General features: G+C 62.3%; 18 protein-coding genes and 1 other RNA gene. 9 read left to right on the forward strand and 10 right to left on the reverse strand.

Annotated features, from left to right (window positions below; translation table 11 throughout):
- The first annotated feature begins 4 nt into the window (after positions 1-4).
- Together DESLA_RS0112495 and DESLA_RS0112500 are read left to right on the forward strand one after the other, a co-directional pair.
- Complete coding sequence (locus DESLA_RS0112495; protein ID WP_028572710.1) at positions 5-415, forward strand: anti-sigma regulatory factor; 411 nt, start codon at positions 5-7, stop codon at positions 413-415.
- 19 nt (positions 416-434) lie between these two features.
- Entirely contained in the window at positions 435-848 is a 414-nt protein-coding gene (locus DESLA_RS0112500; RefSeq protein ID WP_028572711.1) for a response regulator, read from the forward strand.
- Positions 849-872: 24 nt separating this feature from the next.
- Here the strand turns inward: DESLA_RS0112500 and DESLA_RS0112505 are convergent, their stop codons facing one another.
- From DESLA_RS0112505 to pruA, 3 genes are all read right to left on the reverse strand, one after another.
- Positions 873-2246 carry a PFL family protein gene (locus tag DESLA_RS0112505; RefSeq protein WP_028572712.1) on the reverse strand — a complete coding sequence of 458 codons (1374 nt, stop codon included), beginning with the start codon at positions 2244-2246 and terminating at the stop codon, positions 873-875.
- 99 nt (positions 2247-2345) lie between these two features.
- Positions 2346-2915 (reverse strand): glycine cleavage system transcriptional repressor, encoded by a 570-nt coding sequence (locus DESLA_RS0112510; RefSeq protein ID WP_035261796.1) that lies wholly within the window; start codon positions 2913-2915, stop codon positions 2346-2348.
- Between the two features lie 3 nt (positions 2916-2918).
- Positions 2919-5945, reverse strand: coding sequence for an L-glutamate gamma-semialdehyde dehydrogenase (gene pruA, locus DESLA_RS0112515; RefSeq protein WP_028572714.1), 3027 nt, complete (start codon positions 5943-5945; stop codon positions 2919-2921).
- 326 nt (positions 5946-6271) lie between these two features.
- Between pruA and ffs the strand changes: the two genes are divergently transcribed.
- Positions 6272-6367: signal recognition particle sRNA small type (gene ffs, locus DESLA_RS22485), an RNA gene on the forward strand.
- A gap of 103 nt (positions 6368-6470) precedes the next feature.
- Positions 6471-7154 carry a queuosine precursor transporter gene (locus DESLA_RS0112525; protein ID WP_028572715.1) on the forward strand — a complete coding sequence of 228 codons (684 nt, stop codon included), beginning with the start codon at positions 6471-6473 and terminating at the stop codon, positions 7152-7154.
- Between the two features lie 161 nt (positions 7155-7315).
- Here the strand turns inward: DESLA_RS0112525 and DESLA_RS20345 are convergent, their stop codons facing one another.
- Positions 7316-7591, reverse strand: coding sequence for a hypothetical protein (locus tag DESLA_RS20345; RefSeq protein WP_035261798.1), 276 nt, complete (start codon positions 7589-7591; stop codon positions 7316-7318).
- A 257-nt stretch (positions 7592-7848) separates the two neighbouring features.
- Here DESLA_RS20345 and DESLA_RS0112535 point away from each other — a divergent pair, with 257 nt between their 5' ends.
- The 3 genes from DESLA_RS0112535 to DESLA_RS20350 all read left to right on the forward strand — a co-directional run bounded on the left by DESLA_RS0112535 (position 7849) and on the right by DESLA_RS20350 (position 13184).
- Entirely contained in the window at positions 7849-10884 is a 3036-nt protein-coding gene (locus tag DESLA_RS0112535) for an acyl-CoA dehydratase activase (RefSeq protein WP_028572716.1), read from the forward strand.
- Between the two features lie 134 nt (positions 10885-11018).
- Entirely contained in the window at positions 11019-12398 is a 1380-nt protein-coding gene (locus DESLA_RS0112540; protein WP_028572717.1) for a CoA activase, read from the forward strand.
- 45 nt (positions 12399-12443) lie between these two features.
- Positions 12444-13184, forward strand: coding sequence for a DNA alkylation repair protein (locus tag DESLA_RS20350; RefSeq protein ID WP_051434653.1), 741 nt, complete (start codon positions 12444-12446; stop codon positions 13182-13184).
- Here the strand turns inward: DESLA_RS20350 and DESLA_RS23795 are convergent.
- Together DESLA_RS23795 and DESLA_RS20355 are read right to left on the reverse strand one after the other, a co-directional pair.
- On the reverse strand, positions 13159-13299 hold the full coding sequence (locus tag DESLA_RS23795) for a hypothetical protein (protein WP_492207364.1): 141 nt from the start codon (positions 13297-13299) through the stop codon (positions 13159-13161). The two genes, DESLA_RS20350 and DESLA_RS23795, sit on opposite strands and share 26 nt — an antisense overlap.
- A 388-nt stretch (positions 13300-13687) precedes the next feature.
- On the reverse strand, positions 13688-14794 hold the full coding sequence (locus tag DESLA_RS20355) for an alanine dehydrogenase (protein ID WP_051434654.1): 1107 nt from the start codon (positions 14792-14794) through the stop codon (positions 13688-13690).
- A 175-nt stretch (positions 14795-14969) separates the two neighbouring features.
- Here DESLA_RS20355 and DESLA_RS0112555 point away from each other — a divergent pair, with 175 nt between their 5' ends.
- Positions 14970-15872, forward strand: coding sequence for a DMT family transporter (locus tag DESLA_RS0112555; protein ID WP_028572718.1), 903 nt, complete (start codon positions 14970-14972; stop codon positions 15870-15872).
- 198 nt (positions 15873-16070) lie between these two features.
- Here the strand turns inward: DESLA_RS0112555 and DESLA_RS0112560 are convergent, their stop codons facing one another.
- From DESLA_RS0112560 to DESLA_RS0112575, 4 genes are all read right to left on the reverse strand, one after another.
- Entirely contained in the window at positions 16071-16832 is a 762-nt protein-coding gene (locus DESLA_RS0112560; RefSeq protein WP_028572719.1) for an amino acid ABC transporter ATP-binding protein, read from the reverse strand.
- A gap of 50 nt (positions 16833-16882) precedes the next feature.
- Entirely contained in the window at positions 16883-18334 is a 1452-nt protein-coding gene (locus tag DESLA_RS0112565; RefSeq protein WP_028572720.1) for an amino acid ABC transporter permease, read from the reverse strand.
- Positions 18335-18337: 3 nt separating this feature from the next.
- Complete coding sequence (locus DESLA_RS0112570) at positions 18338-19567, reverse strand: amino acid ABC transporter permease (protein WP_084032051.1); 1230 nt, start codon at positions 19565-19567, stop codon at positions 18338-18340.
- 145 nt (positions 19568-19712) lie between these two features.
- Positions 19713-20726: an amino acid ABC transporter substrate-binding protein gene (locus DESLA_RS0112575; RefSeq protein WP_028572722.1), complete on the reverse strand. Its 1014-nt coding sequence runs from the start codon at positions 20724-20726 to the stop codon at positions 19713-19715.
- A gap of 278 nt (positions 20727-21004) precedes the next feature.
- Here DESLA_RS0112575 and DESLA_RS0112580 point away from each other — a divergent pair, with 278 nt between their 5' ends.
- Positions 21005-22504, forward strand: a complete 1500-nt coding sequence (locus DESLA_RS0112580) for a protein adenylyltransferase SelO (protein WP_028572723.1) — start codon at positions 21005-21007, stop codon at positions 22502-22504.
- Positions 22505-22555 lie beyond the last annotated feature (51 nt).

The following is a 22555-nucleotide window of genomic DNA, read 5'->3' on the forward strand; positions in this document are numbered from 1 at the left end:
ACCCATGACGGCCGCCGCAACCACGACTTTGGAAATATCCATCAGCAGCTACGAAGACATCCTGGTCGCCCGACAACACGCCCGAACCGAGGCCCAGCGCATGGGCTTCGGGATGATCAACCAGACCAAGATCGTCACCGCGGTTTCGGAGCTGGCCAGAAACATCGTCGTCCATGCCGGCAAGGGCCGGATGCGCCTCAGTCCGACGCCCAACAACAGCGGCCTGACCCTGGAATTCACGGACCACGGTCCGGGCTTCAAGGACGTGGACCAAGCCATGAGCCGGAGCGTCAGCACCACCAATTCCCTGGGCTTGGGCCTGAGCGGGGCCCGCTCTCTGAGCGACGCCTTTGACATTCGGTCCACGCCTGGCAAGGGCACGACCGTGACCATCACCAAATATCTGAAAAAATGATTGGCGCGGGGGGCGGGAAATGCGAACTTTGATCGTTGACGACAGTACCGCGCGGTTCCTGCTCCAGGAGATGATCGCGCATCTGGGGAGCAACGAGGTGGCGGCCAACGGAGAGGAGGGACTGCGGGCTTTTCTTCGCGCCCATGTCGAGGGCGCTCCCTACGACTTGATTCTTCTTGATGTGATGATGCCGATCATGGATGGACTGACTGCATTGCAGGAAATCCGCAACCAAGAGGAGGCCATGGGGATCAACCCAATGAGTCGGGTCAGGATCATCATGGTCACGGCCTCGAACAGCCCGGAAACAGTCCGGGCGGCCTATAGCAAGAACCATCACGCGGACGGATATCTGGTCAAGCCCGTGGATAAATTCCTCGTCATGGAAGTCATTCGGAGCGTTATGAGCAATTCCAGAGATCAACGCGGCTGAACGACTTCTCCAGCGAAAACGCCCTCAGTTCCCCAGGCTCTGCAACGGTGCCGGAACCCGGCCGCCCAGGTTGATGAAGCGGTCCGAGCCGCCGGAGCCGGGGACGGGGATGATCACGGCTTCGCCCAGCAGGCCGCCGAAAAAGGCTTTTTCTCCGGCTTTTTTGCCGGGAACCGGGATCAGCCGGGCCGCGGTGGTCTTGCGGTTGATCACGCCGATGGCCATCTCGTCGGCGATGATCGCGGCCAGGGTTTCGGCCGAGGTGTCGCCGGGCAGGGCGACCATGTCCAGGCCCACGGAGCAGACGCTGGTCAGGGCCTCCAGCTTGGGCAGGGTCAGGTGGCCCTCGGCCGCGGCCTGGGCGATGTTCAGGTCTTCACTGACCGGGATGAAGGCCCCGCTGAATCCGCCCACCGAGGAGCTGGCAAAGGCCCCGCCCTTTTTCACCGCGTCGTTGAGCATGGCCAGGGCCGCGGTGGAACCGGGAGCCCCGATGTGGGCCAGGCCGAGCACCTGAAAGATTTCCCCGACGGAATCCCCGACGTTGGGCGTAGGAGCCAGGGACAGGTCCACCACGCCGAAGGGCACGTTCAGGCGCTTGGCCACCTCCCGGCCGATGAGTTCGCCGATCCGGGTCACCTTGAAGGCCGTGCGCTTGATGACCTCGGAAATCTCGTCCAGGGCCAGGTGGTCGTCGGCCTCCATGGCCCGCTCCAAGGCCCGCTTGACCACGCCCGGCCCGCTCACGCCCACGTTGATCACGGCATTGGGTTCGCCCACGCCCAGATAGGCCCCGGCCATGAAGGGCACGTCCTGGGGAATGTTCGCGAAGACCCCCAGCTTGGCGCAGGCCAGGCCGTCCTGGTCCGCGGTCCTGGCCGCCGCGGCCTTGATGGTCTTGGCCAGCAAGAGCACGGCGTCCATGTTGATCCCCGCGGCGGTGGTGGCCACGTTGAAGGAGGCGCAGAGCCGGGACGTGGCGGTCAGGGCTTCCGGGACCGCCTCAATCAGACTCAGGTCGCCCCGGGCCAACCCTTTCTCCACCAGGGCGCTGAACCCGCCGATGAAATCCACGCCCACTTCCTGGGCCGCCTGGTCCAGGGTCATGGCCGTCTGGACCAGTTCCCGGGAGGAGAACGGCGCACCGACCACGGCCATGGGGCTGACGGAAATGCGCTTGTTGACCACCGGAATCCCGTAAATATCCCCCACCTCGTCGCACACGTCCACAAGCGAAGCGGCCATTCCGGTGATCCGGGACAGCAACCGATCCTGAAACCGGCCGACATCGTGGGTGGCCAGATCGAAAAGACTCAGGCCCAAGGTCACCGTGCGCACGTCCAGATGTTCGTTGCGCAGCATTTCCAACGTGGTCAAAACTTCTTTTTCCGTCAGCATATCTTGGTATCTCCTGGTATTGGCAAATAACGCGGAGACCGCGCTCCATCCTCGGGCTTGGTCGAAAAAAACGTATGCGAATTAAGATGAGCTATGACATCAAACCCGATGCACCGTTTCAAAAATGTCCCGGTGTTGGAGGCTGAGGCGTTGGTCGAGTTCCTGGGCCTTGCCGTGGAGCGCTTCCCTGAACTGCTGCCGATCCACTGATTTGGGCACGTCCACTTCGTAGATCATGACCCACTGAGAAACATCCTCGGTTTTGACGTTGGCCCGCAAGGCCGTGATGTTCACGCCGAACCGGGCCAGGACTCCGGTCACTCCGGCCACCAGGCCAAGCTGGTCCGGGCCGATGGTGGTGAGTACGAACGGGTCCGTCGCACCCTGGGCTGGTTTGGGCGGCGCCGCTTCTTCCATGGGCGACAACCAGAAGGTCAGTTCCTCGCCTTGAAAGCCATCCTCAAGCGCCCGCAGAACCTGTTCCCGGGCCAGGCTCTCCTGAACCGGCTGGACCACGAACATTCCGGCAAACCGGTCATGCAGGATGGTTTGCGTGGCGTCTTCGATATTGCAGCCCATTTCGGCCAACAACCCGGAAACCCGGGCCACGATCCCCGGACGGTCCTGGCCGAAAACGGCGATCATCATTTTTTTCGTATGATTGGACATTATTCATCCCACCCATTCATCGTCGCCGGCTATGGGTGCGAACCCTCGGCGCATGGTGTTTTCGGTGACCACTCGCGGGTCCAGGAATTGGATCAGATAGTCCGGTCCGCCGGCCTTGGAGCCCACGCCGGACATCTTGAAGCCCCCGAAGGGCTGGCGAAAGACCAGAGCGCCGGTGTTGTTCCGGTTCAGGTACAGGTTGCCCACGCGGAATTCGCGTTTGGCCTGTTCCAACCGTTTCGGGCTGCGGGAGAACACGCCGCCGGTCAGGGCGAAGCGGGAGTTGTTGGCCATGTCCAGGGCTTCGGTGAAGTCTTTGGCCCGCATCACGGCCAGCACCGGCCCGAAAATCTCTTCCTGGGCCGTGCGGTGTTCGGGTCGGATGCCCTCGACAATGGTCAGGGGCACGAAGCAGCCCTTTTCCGGGACCTCGCGCTGGACCACGATCCGGCCTTCCTGTTTGGCCGTTTCGATGGCCGCCCAAACATTTTTCTGCTGCCCCGTATCCACCACCGCGCCCATGAAGTTGCCGGGATGCTCGCTGGGGCCGATCTTTACGGCCAGGGCCGCTTCGCGCAGCCGGGTCATGAACCGGTCGTAGATGGCGTCCAGGACGATGACCCGGGAGCAGGCCGAACACTTCTGGCCCTGGAATCCGAAGGCCGAGTAGATTACCTGGGGCACGGCCTCGTCCAGGTCCGCGTCGTCGTCGATGATGATGGCGTTCTTGCCGCCCATCTCGGCGATGACCCGCTTGCACTGGTCCTGGCCCGGATGGACTTTGGCCGCCTTTTCGATGATTCGCAGGCCCACTTCCACGGAACCGGTGAAGGCGATGACGCTGATATCCGGATGCTCCACCAGGTAGTCGCCCATCACCCGGCTGCGGCCCGGGCAGTAGTTGAAGACGCCCTCCGGCAGGCCGATCTCCTGGAAGACCTCCACCAAGCCGTAGCCCACCAGGGAGGAGAGGGAAGAGGGCTTGTAGATCACCGGGTTGCCGGCGACGATGGCCGCGGAGACCATGCCCATGGAAATGGCAAAGGGGAAGTTCCACGGCGCGATGACCGCGGCGATGCCCTTGGGCTGATAAAACAATTCGTTGACCTCGCCCGGGGCGTTGCCCATCCTGCGGGGCACGCCCAGACGGATCATCTCCCGGGCGTAGTATTCCAGAAAGTCCACGGCCTCGGCCACGTCGTTGTAGGCCTGGTCCCACTGCTTGCCCACCTCCAGGACCTGCCAGGCGGACAGCTCATAGACCCTGCGACGGCAGACGTCCGCGGCCTTGAACAGGTACGCGGCCCGCTCCTCGGGGGACGTGTCCCGCCAACCGGGCAGGGCCTTGCGGGCCGCATCCAGGGCCTGGTCCACTTCCTCCCGGCCGGCCTGGCAGACCTGGCCCAGGACTTCGTCCGGATCCGCCGGGTTATAGGAAGCGATGAGATCCTGGGTGAAGACCTCTTTGCCGCCGATGAACACCGGCCAGTTCTTGCCCTTTTGGGCGCGGACCTTGGCAATGGCCTCGGGGAAGGCGCTACGGGCCTCGGGCACGGTGAAGTCCACCAGAGGCATGTTCTTGAAGGCGGAAGCGCCCAGGGGGTTGCCGGTGGAGGTTTCCGGAGCAAAGGCCCTGGCCTTGTCCCGCTCCAGGGTCTTCAGAGGATTTTCCAGGAGCCGGTCCATGTCCGCCTGATCCGCGAAGCTCTGCTTCAGGAAAGACTCGTTGGCCGTGTTTTCCAGCAGCCTGCGTACCAGGTACGCCATGCCCGGCAGCAGCTCGCCGTAGGGGCAGTACAGCCGGACCCGGTCGGCCACGTTCTTCAGGCCTTTGCGCACGGGTTCGGCCATGCCGTAGAGCACCTGAAATTCGTAGCGCTCCGGGGGGACCCCGAGGTCCTTGGCCGTTTCCATAACCATGGAAATGGACCTGATGTTGTGGGAACCGCACTGAAAATAAATCAGGTTCTGTTGTTCCAGAATCATCCGGGCGTGGCGCTCAAAAGCCGCGTCGGTCTCCGGCTTTTTGGTCCAGACCGGGACGGGCCAGCCGTTCTGAACCGCGACGATGGTTTCCTGATCCCAGTAGGCCCCTTTGACCAGGCGGATGCCGATGGGCAGGTTTTGGGCCTTGGCCCAGTCGATCAGGTCTTTCAGGTCCTCGTCCGTGCAGCGCAGATAGGACTGGAGCACGATGCTCAGGTGCGGATAATCCCGGAACTCCGGCTCGGTGCGTAGCCGCTTGAACAGCTCCAGGGTGGCTTCCTTGAACTTGAGGGATTCCATGTCAATGCACAGCGCGCCGCCCAGTTCCTTGACCCGGGCGTAGATGGGCCGCAACCGGGAGAGGATGCCCCGCACCGTGTCCTCCACGTCCACGGCCTTGGCTTGGGAGTAGAGGGCCGAGGGCTTGATGGAGACGTTCAGCCGGGGCGTGTGGCCCCAGTCCAGATCCGCGGACGCGCCGCCGGAGGACGCGAGGGGCTTCCAGGAGGATTGGACCTTGGCCAGGGCGTCCAGCAGTTCCATGTACCCGTCCATGTAGGCCTGGGCCTCCTCCTCGCTGACCGTGGCCTCGCCCAGCAGGTCCACGGTGAAAGCAAAGCCGTCCTTGCGGATTTTTTGCAGACTGGAAACGGCTTCTTTGGTGTTCTGGCCGATGATGAACTGACGGGCCATGCCCTCGATGTTGGAACGGATGAGCTTGCCCATGGCCTTGGCCGCGAAGGCCCCGAACAAGCCACCGGACTTTTCCGCGCCCCATTTCAGGACCGCGGGAATGTCCCCGCTGCCCTGGCCGGAGAAATATTCCTCAATATGACGCTGCAAGGACTCGGACGTGTTCAGGTAGGGAAGCACGTCCACGAACCGGAACAACTGGACCTTGAAGTCCTCGTTCTGCATGGCCCAATCCATGACCTTGCCGGTCCAGAAGCCTTTGTTGAAGACGCTGGGCGCTTCGCCCTGAATGGAACCGAAAAACTGTCGCCCCCGGGTGACGACCCGAGCTTCAAAGTCCGCGTCATGCATTGTCTTTTGCCTCCGTGTTCGCGTTGTCTCACAACTGCCGCCGAGGAAAGTTTCCGAATCATTGCCGACTTGAAAAAGCGCAACCTAAGCCGGGTTCAGCCCTGGGTCAATTCCTTGCGCACGCCGGTACAGGGCCAATTTGTTCCCGATGGGCACATGTACCACGATCAAGTCACAATCGAAATCGTGATCGAAATCGAAATCGAAAAACATTACGCAGTAACTTCGCAGTTCCGCTATCATTATTGTTCGGCGCGGAGACAAACCGATGGTGGACAGACGAAGCACCATTTGATAACTTTCTTCTTTTGGGCTTGCTCAAATTTTAAAGGAAGCCGGGTGGCATAAGCGCTGCCAACTCCGTCAGGCCCGAGAGGGAGCAGCGGTAACAGTTGCTTGTGGGTGCCTGGCTTCCTTGAAAGCACGGATGGTCGCATCCGTGCTTTTTTTTCGTGCTTTTTTGTTTCCGCGGCCCAAGCCGCGCACTCCAAAACGAATACGGCAAAACGAACACGGACGGATACGATGAACGAAGCGCTTTGGTTGGGATTCGCCTTCCTGGATCTGGTCATGGTTGTGGTGGTCTTCCGCTTCTTCGGCAGGCAGGGCTTGTTCGCCATGATCGTCTTCAACCTGATCCTGTGCAACATCCAGGTGCTCAAGACCATCGAGCTGTTCGGCCTGACCACCACGCTGGGCAATATTCTGTATGCCAGCGTGTTTTTCTCCACGGACCTGCTGGGCGAGCACTACGGGCGGGAAGAGGCCAAAAAGGCCGTGCTGCTGGGCTTTTTGAGCCTGATCCTGGCCGTGACCTATATGCAGATCGCCCTGCTGTTCACCCCTGCCGTCTCGGACTTCGCCCAGCCCCACCTAGAGGCCATTTTCGGCGTTTTGCCCCGGGTCGTCCTGGCCAGCATGGTCGCCTACATCGTCTCCCAGTGGCACGACATCTGGGCCTTCCATTTCTGGAAGGCGCGCACCGGCGGCAGGCACCTCTGGCTGCGCAACAACGCCAGTACCCTGGTCAGCCAGCTTCTGGACACCGTGATCTTTTGCTCCATCGCCTTTCTGGGCATCTTTCCCATGGACGTCTGGATCCAGATCGTGATCAGCACGTATCTGATCAAACTGCTGGTCGGGCTTTTGGACACCCCGTTCATGTATCTGGCAGCCCGGTTTCGGCCCCGGGACGCGGTTCCGGCGTAGAATCGAGTCCGAGCACGGGTAGAATTTTTGAGCCGCTGCCAACTCAGGGAGTTGGCTGTCTACTCAATCACCGTTTTAGAATTGGGTAGTGCAGGCATCTTGCCTGCACGGACAGGCAGGATGCCTGTCCCACCATTGATAGCCATATCCCTAAGAGATGTTCACCGCTCCCGCCGCAGGGCCTCCACGACGATGTGGAACGTGTCCGAAGGACAGACCTTTTCATCGATGGCGCAATACTCCGGGGCTTCGGCTTCGGCGATACAGGTCAGGGCCTCGTAGAGGCAGACCAACAACCCCTCTCCATCCGGGCCGCATACCTCGCGGGCCAGGTCCAGCAATTCACGAGGAGCGTCTTCCGCGAGCGTGATCCGCATGCCCTCCCCGGTAAGTTCCAGCTCGAAATAGTCCAGGTATCCCAAAGCCTTTTCTTGCATTTCGCCCCTCTCCTCCTTTGCTTTGACGCGTGACGACTTCCTCTCGTCAACCCCGTTTCCGCTCCTGCTCGGCTGTAAAAGAGATTCCTCGCCCTTGTCCAGTTTTTTCAAGGCCGAGGGCTTTTCGCCCCATGCTCGTACGCCTGACTCCCCCTCGCACTTGCCCGGAGCATGGGACGTGGTTATAGATCAAGGCTTCGGGGGTGATGGTCGCCCCCTGTCCGAGTGTCGCAAATCCTGCAAGGAGCACCCCGCCCATGGCTTACCATATCGGCGTTGACGTCGGTTCCGTCAGCGTCAATTGCGTTGTTCTCGACGATTCTGAAACCCTTGTTCACGAAGCCCCGTACCGCCGCCATTTCGGCCTGGTTCTCGATGAAACGGCCAGGGTCCTGGAAGATGTTCTCGCCCGTTTTCCAGGTGAAAAAATTCAGTCGATTTCCTTCACCGGCAACCAGGGCCAAGCCATCAGCGAGCTGTTAGGCGCGCCCTTCGAGGTGGAGACCATCGCCCAGGTGCTCGGCGCGACCAAGGTTGCCCCGGGGGTGCGCAGCATCATCAGCATCGGCGGTCAGGACGCGGCCCTGTTCGAGCTGGATTACGATCAGCAGGGCCAGTGGCGCTTGGCCGCCTTCAACGTCAACGGGCCCTGCGCCTCGGGCACCGGCTCGTTCATCGACCAGCAGGCCGAGCGGCTGACCTTTGCCATGTACGGCGACCAGTTCGACATGAACCAGGAAAAGCTCCAAAAGGTTCTGGAGGACTTCATCGCCCTGGGCGCGACCAGCACCTATCCGGCCCCGGTGGCCTGCCGCTGCACCGTGTTCACCAAGTCGGACATGATCCACCTCCAGAACAAGGGCGAGACCCTGCCGAACATCATCGCCGGACTGCATCACGGCACCGCGGCCAACTACATGAGCACCATCGTGGCCAACCGGGAGTTGGTGGAACCGGTGATCTTCATCGGCGGGATGGCTTCCAATCAGCTTCAGGTGGAGGCTTTCCGCAAATATTACCCCAATCTGACGGTTCCGGAGCACCACGCCTCCCTGGGCGCTCTGGGTACGGCCCTGCAATCCCTGCGCGGCAAGGTTCGAAGCAGTATTGATCTGGACCTGCTCCGCTCCCCGGCGGCCTCCAAGGTGGACGCCATCGGCCGGGCCCAGCCGCTGTCCCTGGAATACACGGTCTTTGATCCGGACAACACCCTGCCGCCCCTATCGGAAGACGGGGGGGTCATCGACGCCTATCTCGGCGTGGACATCGGCTCCACCTCCACCAAGTACGCCCTGATCGACGACCAGGGCCGGATCATCCACAAGCGCTACGTGCCCACCCAGGGCAAGCCCATCGAGGTGGCCCAGGGGCTGTTGCGCCATCTTCAGGCCGAGGTCGGCCCGCGCGTCCGGCTCAAGGCCGTGGCCACCACCGGCTCGGGCCGCAACGTGGTCGGGGATTTCATCAGCGCGGATCTGGTCATCGACGAAATCACGGCCCACGCCCGGGGCGCGGTGGCCGTGGATCCGGAAATCGACACCATTTTCGAGATCGGGGGCCAGGACTCCAAGTACATTGCCATCGACAAGACCCATCCCACGGACTTCATGATGAACAAGGTCTGCGCCGCGGGCACGGGCAGCTTTCTGCACGAGCTGGCCAACAAGATGAATATCAACATCATCGGCGAATTCCAGGAGGTGGCCCTGGCGTCCAAAAATCCGGTGAACCTGGCCGAGCGCTGCACCGTGTTCATGGAGTCCGACCTGACCGCCTATGCCCAGAAGGGCGCGGGCCGGGAGGACCTCATCGCCGGGCTGTGCTACGCCATTGTCCGCAACTACCTGCACCGGGTGGTGGAGAACCGGCGCATTGGGCAGCGGATCATGTTTCTGGGCGGACCGTCGCTGAACAAGGGCATTGTCGCGGCTTTTGAAAAGGTGGCGGGCAAGCCCATCCTGGTGCCCAAGCACCGGGAGGTCATGGGGGCCTTTGGCGCGGCCCTGGCCGTTCGCGAACTGGCCCAGGCCGGCAAGGTGGAGGAAAAGCAGCGCGATTTGGAGCACCTGGCCGGGCTGGAAGTGGCCTTCAAGGAGAGCATCTGTCGGGCGGACAAGAACTGCCACAACGAGTGTAAGCTGAAGATCTACAATTTCGGAGGGCGCAAGAGCGTCTGGGGCGGGGATTGCGGCCGGTACGAAACCGCCCAGACCGCGGTGCGCAAGGAGACGGACTACTTTCAGTTGCGCTGGAATCTGTTTCGGGACGCCGTCCAGGCGACCGGGGCGCATCTTGGAGAAGGGCGGCCCCAAAAGGACGACCGCCCCTTGATCGGCGTGCCCTTGAGCCTGCATTCCCTGGACTGGGGGGTGTTTTGGGCCCATTTATTGACAGGCATGGGCCTGCGCCCGGTCTTCAGCCCGCCCACCACCCAGGCCATGGCCATGGCCGGGGTGGAGAGCATGACCGCGGAAATGTGCTTTCCGGTCAAGGTATTCCACGGCCATGTGCATCACCTTCTGGAACACGCGGACTATCTCTTCCTGCCCAACGTGATCAACATGGCCACCGCGGACCCAGAGGAAAAAGGCCAGTTCTGCCCCCTGGTGGAAAGCTCTCAGTACCTGGTCCGGGCCGCCCTGCGCATCGACAACCAGCGGATCATCCGGCCCACCCTGTTCCTCAAGGATGGCCCGGAAATGCTGGTGGACGCGGTCTACGACAGCCTGCCTCCCTCTCTGCGCCCGGCCAAGCCGGTGGTGGCCCGTGCCCTGCACCGGGCCTGGGACGAACAGCACAGGTTCAAGGCCGACCTGCGCCGCCGGGGCCGGGAAATCCTCAGCCAGGTCAACGGCGACGAGGCCGTCTGGATCGTCACCGGTCGGCCCTACAACCTGTACGACGAGCGGCTGAACCTGCAGATGGGCCGGCAGATGGCCAAGCTGGGCATCAAGGCCCTGCCCCTGGACTTCCTGGACGTGGACGACGAGTCCCTGGAGGACTTTCCCCGGATGTATTGGGGCCTGGGCGCCCGCATCCTGCGGGCCACCAAAAAGATCGCCCGCACCCCCAACTGGTTCGGCGTCCACCTGACCAACTTCTCCTGCGGCCCGGATTCGTTCATTGAACACTTCTACGGCCACGTGCTGAGCGACAAACCCTTCCTGATCCTGGAACTGGACGAACACAGCGCCGTAGCCGGAATGCTCACCCGCATCGAGGCGTTTCAGAACGTGGTCAAGAATGTAAGGGCGGCGAGCAAGGCAGCAGAAGAGAAAGAGATCGCCGCGTGAGCGGGAAGTCGGATAATGTCCCCCCGGTAGGGGCACGGTGCGCCGTGCCCTACGGATACCACCCCATCCCCGCCATATCGATCAATTCGAAACCATCCCAACGAGCAAACAGTTAAAAGACAACGGACACCACCATGGAAATGCCCCCCGACAAACCAACCTCCTCGTTCGCGGAACGGATGACCCAGCAGGTCGGCCGGTTCGACGTTACCGGCAGGACCCTTCTGGTCCCGGACATGGCCCCCATCGGCTCCCGGCTGCTGGCCGCCAGCTTTCGGGCCTTCGGGGTTCCGGCCGTGGTCATGCCCACCTACACCCATTTGCACCTGGGCAAGGAGTTCACCTCCGGCAAGGAGTGCTTTCCCTGCCAGGTCACCCTGGGGGACATTCTCGGTTTTCTGGAGGAGGAGAAGAAGCGGCTGGGCGAGGCCTTTGACGTCACCCAGTACGTCTATTTCATGCCCGAGGCCGACGGTCCCTGTCGCTTCGGGATGTACAACAAGATGCACCGCCTGGTCCTGGACCGCTTCCCGGAATTCAAGGACATCCCCATTCTCTACATGTCCACGGCGGACGGCTACGCCTCCACGGGGGTGCTGCCCGGGGACAAGGCCAAGCTGTTCCGTCGCTTGGCCTACGTGGCCACGATCCTGGCCGATGTCCTGGACCGGATCACCTGGCGGGTACGACCCTACGAACGCGATCCCGGGGCTACCGACGCCTACATGGCCAAGGCCCTGCAAGAGATGATCGAGCTGATCGAGCGCCGCGGCGAGGCCCGGGATTTCAACGCCCTGTACGAGTTGCTGGGCAAAATCGCCGCCGGGGCCAGGGAACTCATCGATCCGGCCAAGCCGCGCAAGCCGAAGATCGGCATTGTCGGCGAAATCTACCTGCGCACCCATCCGGATTCCAACCAGAACATTGTCGGAGAGCTGGAGCGCTTTGGCGCGGAGGTGGTGGACGCCTCCCTGGGCGAGTGGGTGAACTACGTGAGCTTCGAGCAGCACCGGAACATCAGCAAGGACTGGCGGCAGGCCTGGAAGCGAATGGACGTCGGCGCTTTGGTGGACGCCACCCGGAAATGGGCGGACAGCCGGATCGAGATGGCCTGGCAGGGCTGGCGGCAGAATCAGGTCTACAAGAAGGCCCAGGAGCACCTGGACATCCAGGGCGACCACGCCATTACCACGGTGGAGGACAAGCTGGACAACGACAGCCTGTTCACCTTCGACATCGGCACCGAGGCGGCCCTGAGCATCGGCGGGGCGCTGGAATACGTCCACGACAACTTCGACGGCGTGGTCAACGTCTTCCCCTTCACCTGCATGCCCAGCACCATCACCTCGGCCATCCTCAAGCCCCTGCTCCTGAAAATGAACGTCCCCTATCTGGACGCCTCCTACGACGGAGCCATCCAACCCAACCGCGAAGTGGCTATCCGAACCTTTATGTACCAGGCCGCGCAGCATCAGGCGGCGCGGGGCGAGAAAAAAGGCGGGGCTTCCATGTAAAAGCCCGCGCAAGCGCCGACTTCTCGCAGAGAATTTAGACGGAACATGCTTCAAAAAGCCCGCGACGCACTCCGGGGGTTCGCCAGCGAAGCGGACGCGGTAATCCTGCAACGGTTTTTCAAGACCGGTCCCGGTGAATACGGGGAAGGGGATCGGTTCCTCGGCGTCCGGGTTCCCGCGACCCGCAAGGTTGCCCGGATGTTCCGGGCAATGCCCCTGGCCGACGCGCAAGCCCTCCTGACCTCGGAAATTCACGAGGAACGTCTCCTGGCTCTGCTGATTCTGATCGGCCGGTATCAGCGCGGGACCGCCGACCAGAAGCGGGGAATCTTCGATCTGTATCTCGCCAACACGCGCCATATCAACAACTGGGACCTCGTCGACGTCTCAGCCGAACACGTGGTCGGCGCCCACCTTTGGGACAAAAGCCGCGCCCCGCTCTCCAACCTGGCCCGCTCCGCCGACATCTGGGAACGGCGCATCGCGGTCATGGCCACCTTTCACTTCATCAAGAAGAACCAGTTCGACGAGACGCTGCGGATCGCCGAACTCCTCCTTTCCGACTCCCACGACCTGATCCACAAGGCCGTGGGCTGGATGCTCCGGGAAATCGGCAAGCGGGATCTGGACGCGGAAGAGGATTTCCTGCGACGCCACCACCAGCACATGCCCAGAACCATGCTCCGGTACGCCATCGAGAAATTTCCCGAGGACAAACGTCGCCGGTATTTGCTGAAGGGGCGGGGTAATGGCGGCCGTGCTACTGATCCCAGGTCTCGGGAGTGAACTCAACACAGTCCGTCAGTTCACAACGGCCCACGAGCGCGCCAAAGGCCAACTGCTTCTCGATCAAGCGAAACCGCTGCAAGAGCTTTCTTTCCCGCGTCATCCCGGCGTGCAACCACAGCGGCCCCCGGTGCCTGGTCGTCCATGAACGGATCTCGATGGCCTTGCGCCCCAGGGAGGGTCAGCTCAACCCAAGGTTGACGTATGCTCAGGGCAATCCGGGCCGGGTCCGTGGTCATATTCGTCATAGCCGGTTGGTTTGTTGGAATTTGGAGAGAATATCCAGAATTGAAAGGTCTTTCGTTACGGACCAGAAGGAAAGCATATCGAGCTCTTTCCGAAGTCTTTCGCAAAATGGGGAGCAGCTTAGGCCACACAAAACGAAGCACATTCGCCGACCTGGCTGTGAGAAAAGCGGGAGAGGGGATTGGACGCCTGTTCCTCGTCCGGACGAGGAACAGGCGAAAGTTTCCTGGTGGCCGACCCGCCGCCCAGAGCCAAGATCACGCCGGTTGGGCCTCCAGCCAGGTTTGGACCGGGGTGAAGTCCCGCTGCTGGTAGCGGGCCGCTTCTTCCAGCAGGAGCGTGCCCCCGGCGCAGGTCAGGCCTCGGGCCAGCCAGGGATCTTCCTTGCAGGCTTGAACCACGCCTTTGCCCGCAATGGCCAGGATCTTGTCCAGCAGGGCTTCGCCGTATCCGGCCGAGGCCGTGACCGGGACAGCGCCTGGGATGTTGTCCACGCAGAAATGGCGCACCCCGTCCACCTCGTAGACCGGATCGGCCCAGGTGGTGGGGCGGCTGGTCTCGATGGCCCCGGCCCGGTCGCAGGAAATGTCCACGATCACGGCCCCGAGCTTGAGCCGGCCCAGCATCTTCCGGGTGATCAGGTGGTCGGGCCGTTCCTTGGGCCAGAGCACGCAGTTGACCACCGCGTCCACGTCCTCCAGGTGGCGTTCCAGTTCGGTCACATCGCCCACATGCAGGCTTCGGTCGTGCCAGTCCAGGGCCGCGGCCTTGCGCGCACCCTCGAAAACATCCAGCCCGATCACCGTGCCCCCCAGTCCCAGCAAGGTGCGCACGGCCCCGCGACCCACGTTGCCCAGCCCCAGGACCAGCGCCTTCAGGGCTGGTTCACCGAAGTGGCCCATGAAATGCCGCCCCGTGCCGCCATACGTCGCCAGGCACAGCCGCACGGCCTCCAACGCGCCCACTTCTCCGGCCAGGACGCAGTTGGGCGAGCCGAAGCGGTGCGTGTTCTCAGCGGATATCGCGGTCAGCCCGACCTGGAGAAAAACGTCCAATTCCTCCTTGTTCATGGCCGCGTGAATATTGGTCAGGATAATATGTTCAGCCCTGAGCAGCGGGTATTCCGGCGGCAGAACCTCCTTGACCTTGATGATCAACCGGGCCGAGTCGAAAACTTCCTTGGCCGTTGGCAGCACCGTGGCCCCCACCGCGGCGTAATCCTGGTCCGAGGCGCGGGCCAGCAGACCCGTGCCGGATTCCACGAGCACGGCGTGTCCGGCCTGGGTCAGTCGTTGAACCTGTCTGGGCAGCAGAGCCGCCCGTCCTTCCTGGGGTTTGATTTCCTTGGGAATACCGATTCGCATTGATTCCTCGCGAAAGCGTCGTTGACGGTTGATGTGGTTGGGCGTAGGAAGCCCGCCAAACTTGAGTTTATCGATAACCTGATAGGTTTGTCTTCAAGGGTTGTGCCGCTGTTTCCCCCCGCGGCATCCCCCCCGTGGCCCCCCCTGCGGCCTCTTGGGCCCGGAAAGGATCAACATGGTTCCCGCTGAAATCCTGGCGCTCTGCGCCGCGTTGTGCTGGTCCTTCGGTGGGCTGATCGCCCTGTTTCCGGCCCGAGAGCTGGGGGCTCTGCCCTTCAACCGCCTGCGGATGTCCATGGTCTTCGTGATGCTCGCCCTGGCCGCCCTGGTCACCGGGGGCTGGTGGAGCCTGACCCTGGAGCACTCCTCGGTGCTGGTGGTCTCAGCCATGATAGGCATCTTCCTGGGGGACACGGCCCTGTTCGCGGCCCTGCGCCGGTTGGGGCCGAGGCGCTCCGGGATTCTTTTCGCCACCAACGCGCCCATGACCGCGCTGCTGGGCATCCTCATCCTGGGCGAACGGATGTCCCCGCTCACTCTGACCGGATGCATCCTGGTGATGATCGGGGTGGTCATGGCCATCCACTTCAGGAGCGAGGCGGCATCGCGGCATGCTTTCGAGGAGGTCCGCGGCCGGTTGGCCGTGGGCGTGCTCATTGGTCTTGGGGCCGCCCTGTGCCAGGCCGTGTCCACGATCATCGCCAAGCCCGTTCTGGCCTCGGGAGTGGACCCGGTGGCGGCCTCGGCCCTGCGCGTGGGTACCGCTGCCCTGGCCCTCTCCGCAACCTTGCTTCTGCCGGCCTCCATGTTCCATTCTCCGGCCAAAATCACGCCCAAAATAGCCGGTCTGACCGCGCTCAGCGGCCTTGTGGGCATGGCTCTGGGCATGACCTTTCTTTTGGCCGCCCTGGCCCGGGGCACGGCCGGAGTGGTGTCCACCCTGTCCGCCACCTCCCCGGTGCTGATCCTGCCCATTCTCTGGGTCGCCACCCGCCAGCGCCCGGCCGGTCCGGCCTGGCTGGGCGCGATTTTGGCGGTGATCGGAGCGGCCTGTATTTTCAACGGTCAGGCGTTCTGACCAGATTCGCGGCCGGCTTTTGCTCTGAATCGAAATCGGTATCGAAATCGAAATCGGTATCGAAATCGTTCTTGAACAAAAACAATTCAATACATTGTGATGCCTGACTTTTTTCGATTTCGACACCGATTTCGATTTCGATTTCGATCCGGACTCGCCCGGTTGATCCAAGTATATCTTCTTGAAAGCAAAATGGATTCAGTGCGAAAGGATCTGGGAGAGAAACAGCTTGGCCCGGTCCGTGCGCGGATTCCTGAAGAATTCCGTCGGCGTGTTGGCCTCGATGATTTCCCCGCCGTCCATGAAGACCACCCGGTCGGCCACTTCCCGGGCAAAGCCCATTTCGTGGGTCACGCAGAGCATGGTCATCCCGGATTTGGCCAGATCCACCATCACGTCCAGGACTTCCTTGATCATTTCCGGGTCCAGGGCGCTGGTGGGCTCGTCGAAGAGCATGATCTTCGGGCTCATGCACAGGCAGCGGGCAATGGCCGCCCGCTGCTGCTGGCCACCGGAGAGCTGGGCCGGATACTTGTCCGCCTGATCCGGGATGCGCACCCGGTCCAGGTAGTGCATGGCCTGTTTACGGGCCTCCTCCAGGGGCATGCGCCGCACCCAGATCGGGGCCATGGTGCAATTCTCCATAATCGTCAGGTGCGGGAACAGGTTGAAATTCTGGAAGAGCATGCCTACTTCCCGGCGGACCCGGTCGATGCGCTTCAGATCGTCGGTCAACTCGATCCCGTCCACCAGAATCCGTCCGCGCTGATGAATTTCCAGCCGGTTGATGCACCGGATCAGGGTGGATTTTCCGGAGCCCGAGGGGCCGCAGATCACCACCCGTTCGCCCCGGGCCACGTCCAGATGGATATCCTTCAGGGCGTGAAAGGGTCCGAACCACTTGTGCAGGCTCTCGATTCGGATGACCATGTCCGTTGGCGCGGTTTCGTTCATTTCCATTTCGTTCTTCCGTTCCTCAACGTTTCATCATTCGCTTCGTCTTCTGTCCGTCATCTGTCCGTCTTTAGCCGCTTCTCCAGGTGCATGGAGTAGCGGGACAGGGCGAAGCAGAGCAGCCAGAAGGCCAGTCCCGCGAAAACATAGGCTTCCTTGGTGTAGCCCAGCCAGTTGCTGTCGGCCACAGCGCTTTTCAGAATGCCCAGAATGTCCATCAGGTTGATCACCGCCACCAGGGTGGTGTCCTTGAGCAGGCCCAGAAAGGTGTTGGTGATGCCCGGAATGACCAGCCGCAGGGCCTGGGGCAGGATGATCAGGCGCATGGACTTCCAGTAGCGCAGGCCCAGGGCTTCGGCCGCCTCGTACTGGCCCTTGGGAATGGCCTGCAGGCCGCCCCGGACCACCTCGGCCATGTAGGCCGCGTAAAACAGGGATACCCCGATCAGGGCGCGCAGCAATTTATCGAAATGTACGCCCTGGGGCAGGGTCAGGGGCAGCATCACCGAGACCATGAACAGCACCGAAATCAAGGGCACGCCGCGCACGAACTCTATGAAGCTGACGCACAGGGCCTTGATCACCGGCATCCGGCTGCGCCGCCCCAGGGCCAGGAGGATGCCCACGGGCAGGGAGACGGCGATGCCGATCCCGGCAATGACCAGGGTCAGGAACATCCCTCCCCAGCGGTCGGTCTCCACCAGGGGCAGACCCAGCCCTCCACCCAGGAGCAGTAGATACGCGACGCAGGGATAGATGGTGAACAGCAGGGCGAATCGCCAGGAGGTCACGGACTGCCCGGACAGGGCAAAGGTGAGAAAGGCCAAGCCTCCCGCTGCCAGAGCCAGGGGGCCGGCCGCGCCGGGGTCCAGAGCCTGCATCGCTTGGCTCGTCACGAACCAGACCAGGACCGGAACGCCGATGAGCACGGCCTGACGCAGCCAGGGGAGCATGGTCGGTGGGAGCAGCTTGCGTTTGAACGCCCGGCCAAGCAGTTCCGGAGCCAGAAGCAGAACCAGGACCGCCAGTCCCGGGAGCATGCCGTGGAACACGAGGCTGTAGGCCGCCACGGCCAGCGGCAGGACCAGCACCAGGTCCAGCACTAGGCCCTGCTTGATCCGCTCCCGGAAAGGCAGCAGGGTGGAAAGGACCAACGGTCCGCCCAGCCCTACCAGCACCAGGAAGGTCAGCACCACCCGCCAGCGCTCGGCCTGGGGATAAAAGCCGTACATCAGCAGGTCGAAGCGGACCCGGATGAACACCCAGCAGGCGCCGTCCGGATTGCCCTGGGGCGGCAGGCAGGCGTCCCTGGTCTGGCCGATCCAGTTGGCCGAGAACAGACCCCAGTTCAGTATCGGCGGCAGGGCGGCCAGGAGCAGGCCCGCCGCGGCCAGGGTCATCAGCGAGTTCAGCCAGGAGGAGAACAGGTTCTTATGCAGCCAGCCCAGAACCCCGACCTCGGACAGGGGCGGCGGCAGGTCCGGATGGCGGGTGGTCTTTACGTACATGGACTACCGCTCCTTCAGGGCCATCCGCTTGTTGTACCAGTTCATGAACAGGGAAATCAGCAGGCTCACGGTCAGATAGAAGAGCATGGTCATGGCGATGATTTCCACGGCCTGCCCGGTCTGGTTCAACGTCGTGCCGGCAAAGACCGAGATCAGATCCGGGTAGCCGATAACCACGGCCAGGGAGGAATTCTTGACCAAGGTCAGGTGCTGGCTGGTCAGGGGCGGAATGATCACCCGCATGGCCTGGGGAATGACCACCAGACGCATGATCGTGCCGGGCCGCAGTCCCAGAGCCGCTGCGGCCTCCTCCTGGCCCCTGTCCACGGACTGGATACCGGCACGGACGTTCTCGGCGATGAATCCGGCGGTGTACAGGGTCAGGGCCAGGATCAGGGCGGTCAGTTCCGGCAGCAGGGTCATGCCGCCTTGAAAATTGAAGCCGCGCAGTTCCGGGATCACCCAGGTCAGGGGAAATCCGGCCAGGGCCGCGCCCAGCAGAGGCAGGACCACCAGCAGGCCCAGGGAGGCCGCGAAGGTCGGAAATCTTTGGCCTGTCAGGCGCTGGCGGCGTCTGGCCCAGAGGGTCAGGGCGACCACGGCCGGAATGGCCAGGACGGCGAATAACAGGATCAGCCAGGTGCCGGGATGAAATTCGGGTCGGGGCAGAATAAGTCCCCGGTTACAAAGAAAGAAGGTCTCCCAAAGACTGTAGGCTTGCCGGGGGCCGGGCAGCGGCATCAGAATGGCAATGTACCAGAACAGAATCTGCAAAAGCAGGGGGATGTTCCGGATCAGGCCGATATACGCGGCGGCCAAGCTTGAAATCAGCCAATTGGAGGACAGCCGGAGCACGCCCACCACGAAGCCGATCAGGGTGGAGGCCGTGATGCTGATCACCGAGACCAGCAGGGTGTTCAACAGACCCACCCAAAATACCCGGGCATAGGTGCTGGTCCGGGAGTATTCGATCAGGGTCTGACTGATCTCGAAACCCGCGGTCTGGCCCAGAAAACCGAAGCCCGAGGAAATCCCGGCCCGCTTCAGGTTGTCCGCCGTGGTGGAGACCACCCAGATCAGCCCCGCGACCACCGCGGCGAAGACCAGCAGTTGGACCAACGCGGACCGAAACGCGGGGTTGTTCGCGAGCCCGGCTAGAGCGGCCAGCCGGGAAGGGCGAGTCGGGTCAGAGGGAGGTGTCCCAAGAGGAATTTTAGACGCGGGGGCGGACATGGGAAAGGGCTATGGAGTCGTTCATACCTGGTTTCATGTCCAGGTGTAGGGGCGACCGGCCGGTCGCCCCTACTGCATGGCAAGAATGGCGTATATCCGCAACCAATTCTGAACCATTAGACCTGTATACGTTTCAGGGAGTTTCTTAGCGGATCGGGGGAGCGTAGAGCAGACCGCCGCGGGTCCAGAGGTCGTTTTGAACGCGTTCCAGCTTCAAGGCCGTGGTCGGTCCCACGTTGCGATCAAAGATTTCGCCGTAATTGCCCACATGCTTGACGATCTGATAGGCCCAGGCATTGGTCAGTCCGAACTGTTCGCCGAAATTGCCTTCCTGGCCGAGCAGCCGTTTGACGTTGGGATTGGCCGATTCCAGCATTTCATCCACGTTCTGGGAATTCACGCCCAGCTCCTCGGCATTGATCAGGGCGAAGAGGGTCCAGCGGGCTATTTTGCTCCAGCGGGGGTCGCCCTGGCGCACCGAGGGACCCAGGGGCTCCTTGGAAATGATTTCCGGCAGGATGATGTGATCGTCCGGGTTGGACAGCGTGGTCCGCCGGGCGGCCAGCCCGGAGGCGTCGGTGGTGTACACGTCGCAGCGTCCGGTGTCGTAGATCACCGTGGCCTCGTCCGCGCTCTCGAAGACCACGGGCTTGTAGGTCATGCCATGAGCCGCGAAATAGTCGGAAACGTTCATTTCCGTGGTCGTGCCGATCTGGATGCAGATGGAGGCTTCGTTCAGATCCTTGGCGCTGGTCACGCCCAGGTTCTTGTTGACCATGAAGCCCTGGCCGTCGAAAAAGATGATTCCCGCGAAATCAATGCCCTGTTCCACGTCCCGCTGGAACGTCCAGGTGGTGTTCCGGGAAAGGACGTCCACCTCGCCGGTCTGCACCGCGGTAAAGCGTTCGGTGGTGGTCAGGGGAACGAAGCGGACTTTTTCGGGATCGTTGAACACGGCAGCGGCCAGAGCCCGACAGTAGTCCACGTCCAGGCCTTTCCAGACGCCCTGCTCGTCCGGCACGGAGAATCCGGGCACCCTGCCGGCCACGCCGCAGGAAATATAGCCCTTGCCTTTGATGTTTTCCAGGACGTCCGCCAAAGCGGTCCCGGTCCAGAAAAAGACCGCCGCGGCCGCCAAAACCAGTATTTTGCCTTTCATCTGCTCCTCCAATCGGTAACAAGGTGGACAATCAACATGCACGACCATTTCCGCATACCGAGACAGCCCGACCCTCTATCCCCTACGGGCGGACCCGGCAAGAAAACATGAACGCGCTTATTTCCCCAGGAGAGGTTGGGAAGTCAAGAAAAAACTCATGTCTCAGCATGGAGGCTCTTTACGGCTGAGATAAAAAATCACCATAACTACATTGACACCTCGAATTGACGATGCATAGTTCCGAAATGCAAAATAATCCGTTGATCCAAAAGAGCGACATGGGCACGCATGATCAAGCGTCGAGGACACTTGCCACGGACCCTGCCGGATGGCGCTTCGACAACAGCTATGCCCGGTTACCGGAGGTCTTCTTTTCCCGGCTGCGTCCGGTTCCGGTTCGTGAGCCGCGCATGGTGCTTTTGAATCGTCCTTTGGCCGAGTTTTTAGGACTGAACGGAGAGATTCTCTCCGTTCAGGACGGCGCGGCGGTTTTTTCCGGCAATCGCCTTCCCGTCGGCGCGGAGCCCATCGCCCAGGCCTATGGCGGGCACCAGTTCGGATATTTTACCATGCTCGGCGACGGGCGGGCGATCCTCCTGGGGGAACAGATCACTCCGCGCGGCGAGCGTTTCGATATCCAGTTCAAAGGCTCCGGGCAGACCCCGTATTCGCGCCGCGGCGACGGCCGGGCCGCGCTGGGGCCGATGCTCAGGGAATACATCATCAGCGAGGCCATGCATGCCCTGGGCGTTCCCACCACCCGCGCCCTGGCCGTGGTGACCACCGGGGAGCCGGTGGTCCGGGAAACAGAGTTGGCCGGGGCGATTCTGACCCGTGTCGCGTCCAGCCACATTCGCGTGGGCACGTTCGAGTATCTCGCGGCCCGGGACGCGGCGGAGCATGTCCGAACACTGGCGGCTTACACCCTGCGCCGCCACTACCCCGAGTTGGAACCCTCCGACAACCCGCCCCTGGCCCTCCTGCGGGCCGTGATGGAGCGCCAGGCCGCGCTGGTGGCGAAGTGGATGCTTGTCGGATTTGTCCACGGCGTGATGAACACGGACAACATGGCCTTGAGTGGAGAGACCATCGACTACGGCCCCTGCGCGTTCATGGACGCCTACGATCCGGCCACGGTGTTCAGTTCCATCGACCAGCAGGGCCGCTATGCCTACGGCAATCAGTCCCGGATCGCCCAGTGGAATCTGGCCCGTTTCGCCGAGACGTTGGCGCCGGTGCTGGATGAAAGCCGGGAAAAAGCCGTTGACTTGGCCAACGAGGTGTTGGAATCGTTCCCCGACGTCTACCGCGATCATTGGTTGACGGGGATGCGGGCCAAGCTGGGGATGATCACGTCCGAAGAGGATGACGCCGCCCTGGTCCAGGATCTGCTGACGCACATGCATCGGAATCGGCTGGACTACACGAACACGCTGCGCGATCTGGCCGCGGACCATCCGGAACGCCTGCCGCTGTTCCAGGACCAGGCCTTCGCGGAATGGCTGAAGCGCTGGCAAGCGCGGCTGAAGCGACAGCCGGAATCCTCGGGAGCCATGCCGTCCGTCCGTGAACGGATGCGCGCCGCCAATCCCGCCGTGATCCCCCGCAATCACCGCGTGGAGGAGGCCCTGAAAGCCGCCGTGGACCACGGCGACCTGCGCGTGACGCATCGACTCCTTGACGTCCTGGCCCAGCCCTACGCCGAGCCGATCGATTCCGACTACCGGTTGCCGCCTCCCCCCTCGGCCGGAGCCTACAAGACGTTTTGCGGGACATGACGAATCTGACAAGCATGACGGGCATGACGGACGCGACCGGATCGAGACCGT

The organism is Desulfonatronum lacustre DSM 10312, assembly GCF_000519265.1.
GTDB classification, from domain to species: domain Bacteria; phylum Desulfobacterota; class Desulfovibrionia; order Desulfovibrionales; family Desulfonatronaceae; genus Desulfonatronum; species Desulfonatronum lacustre.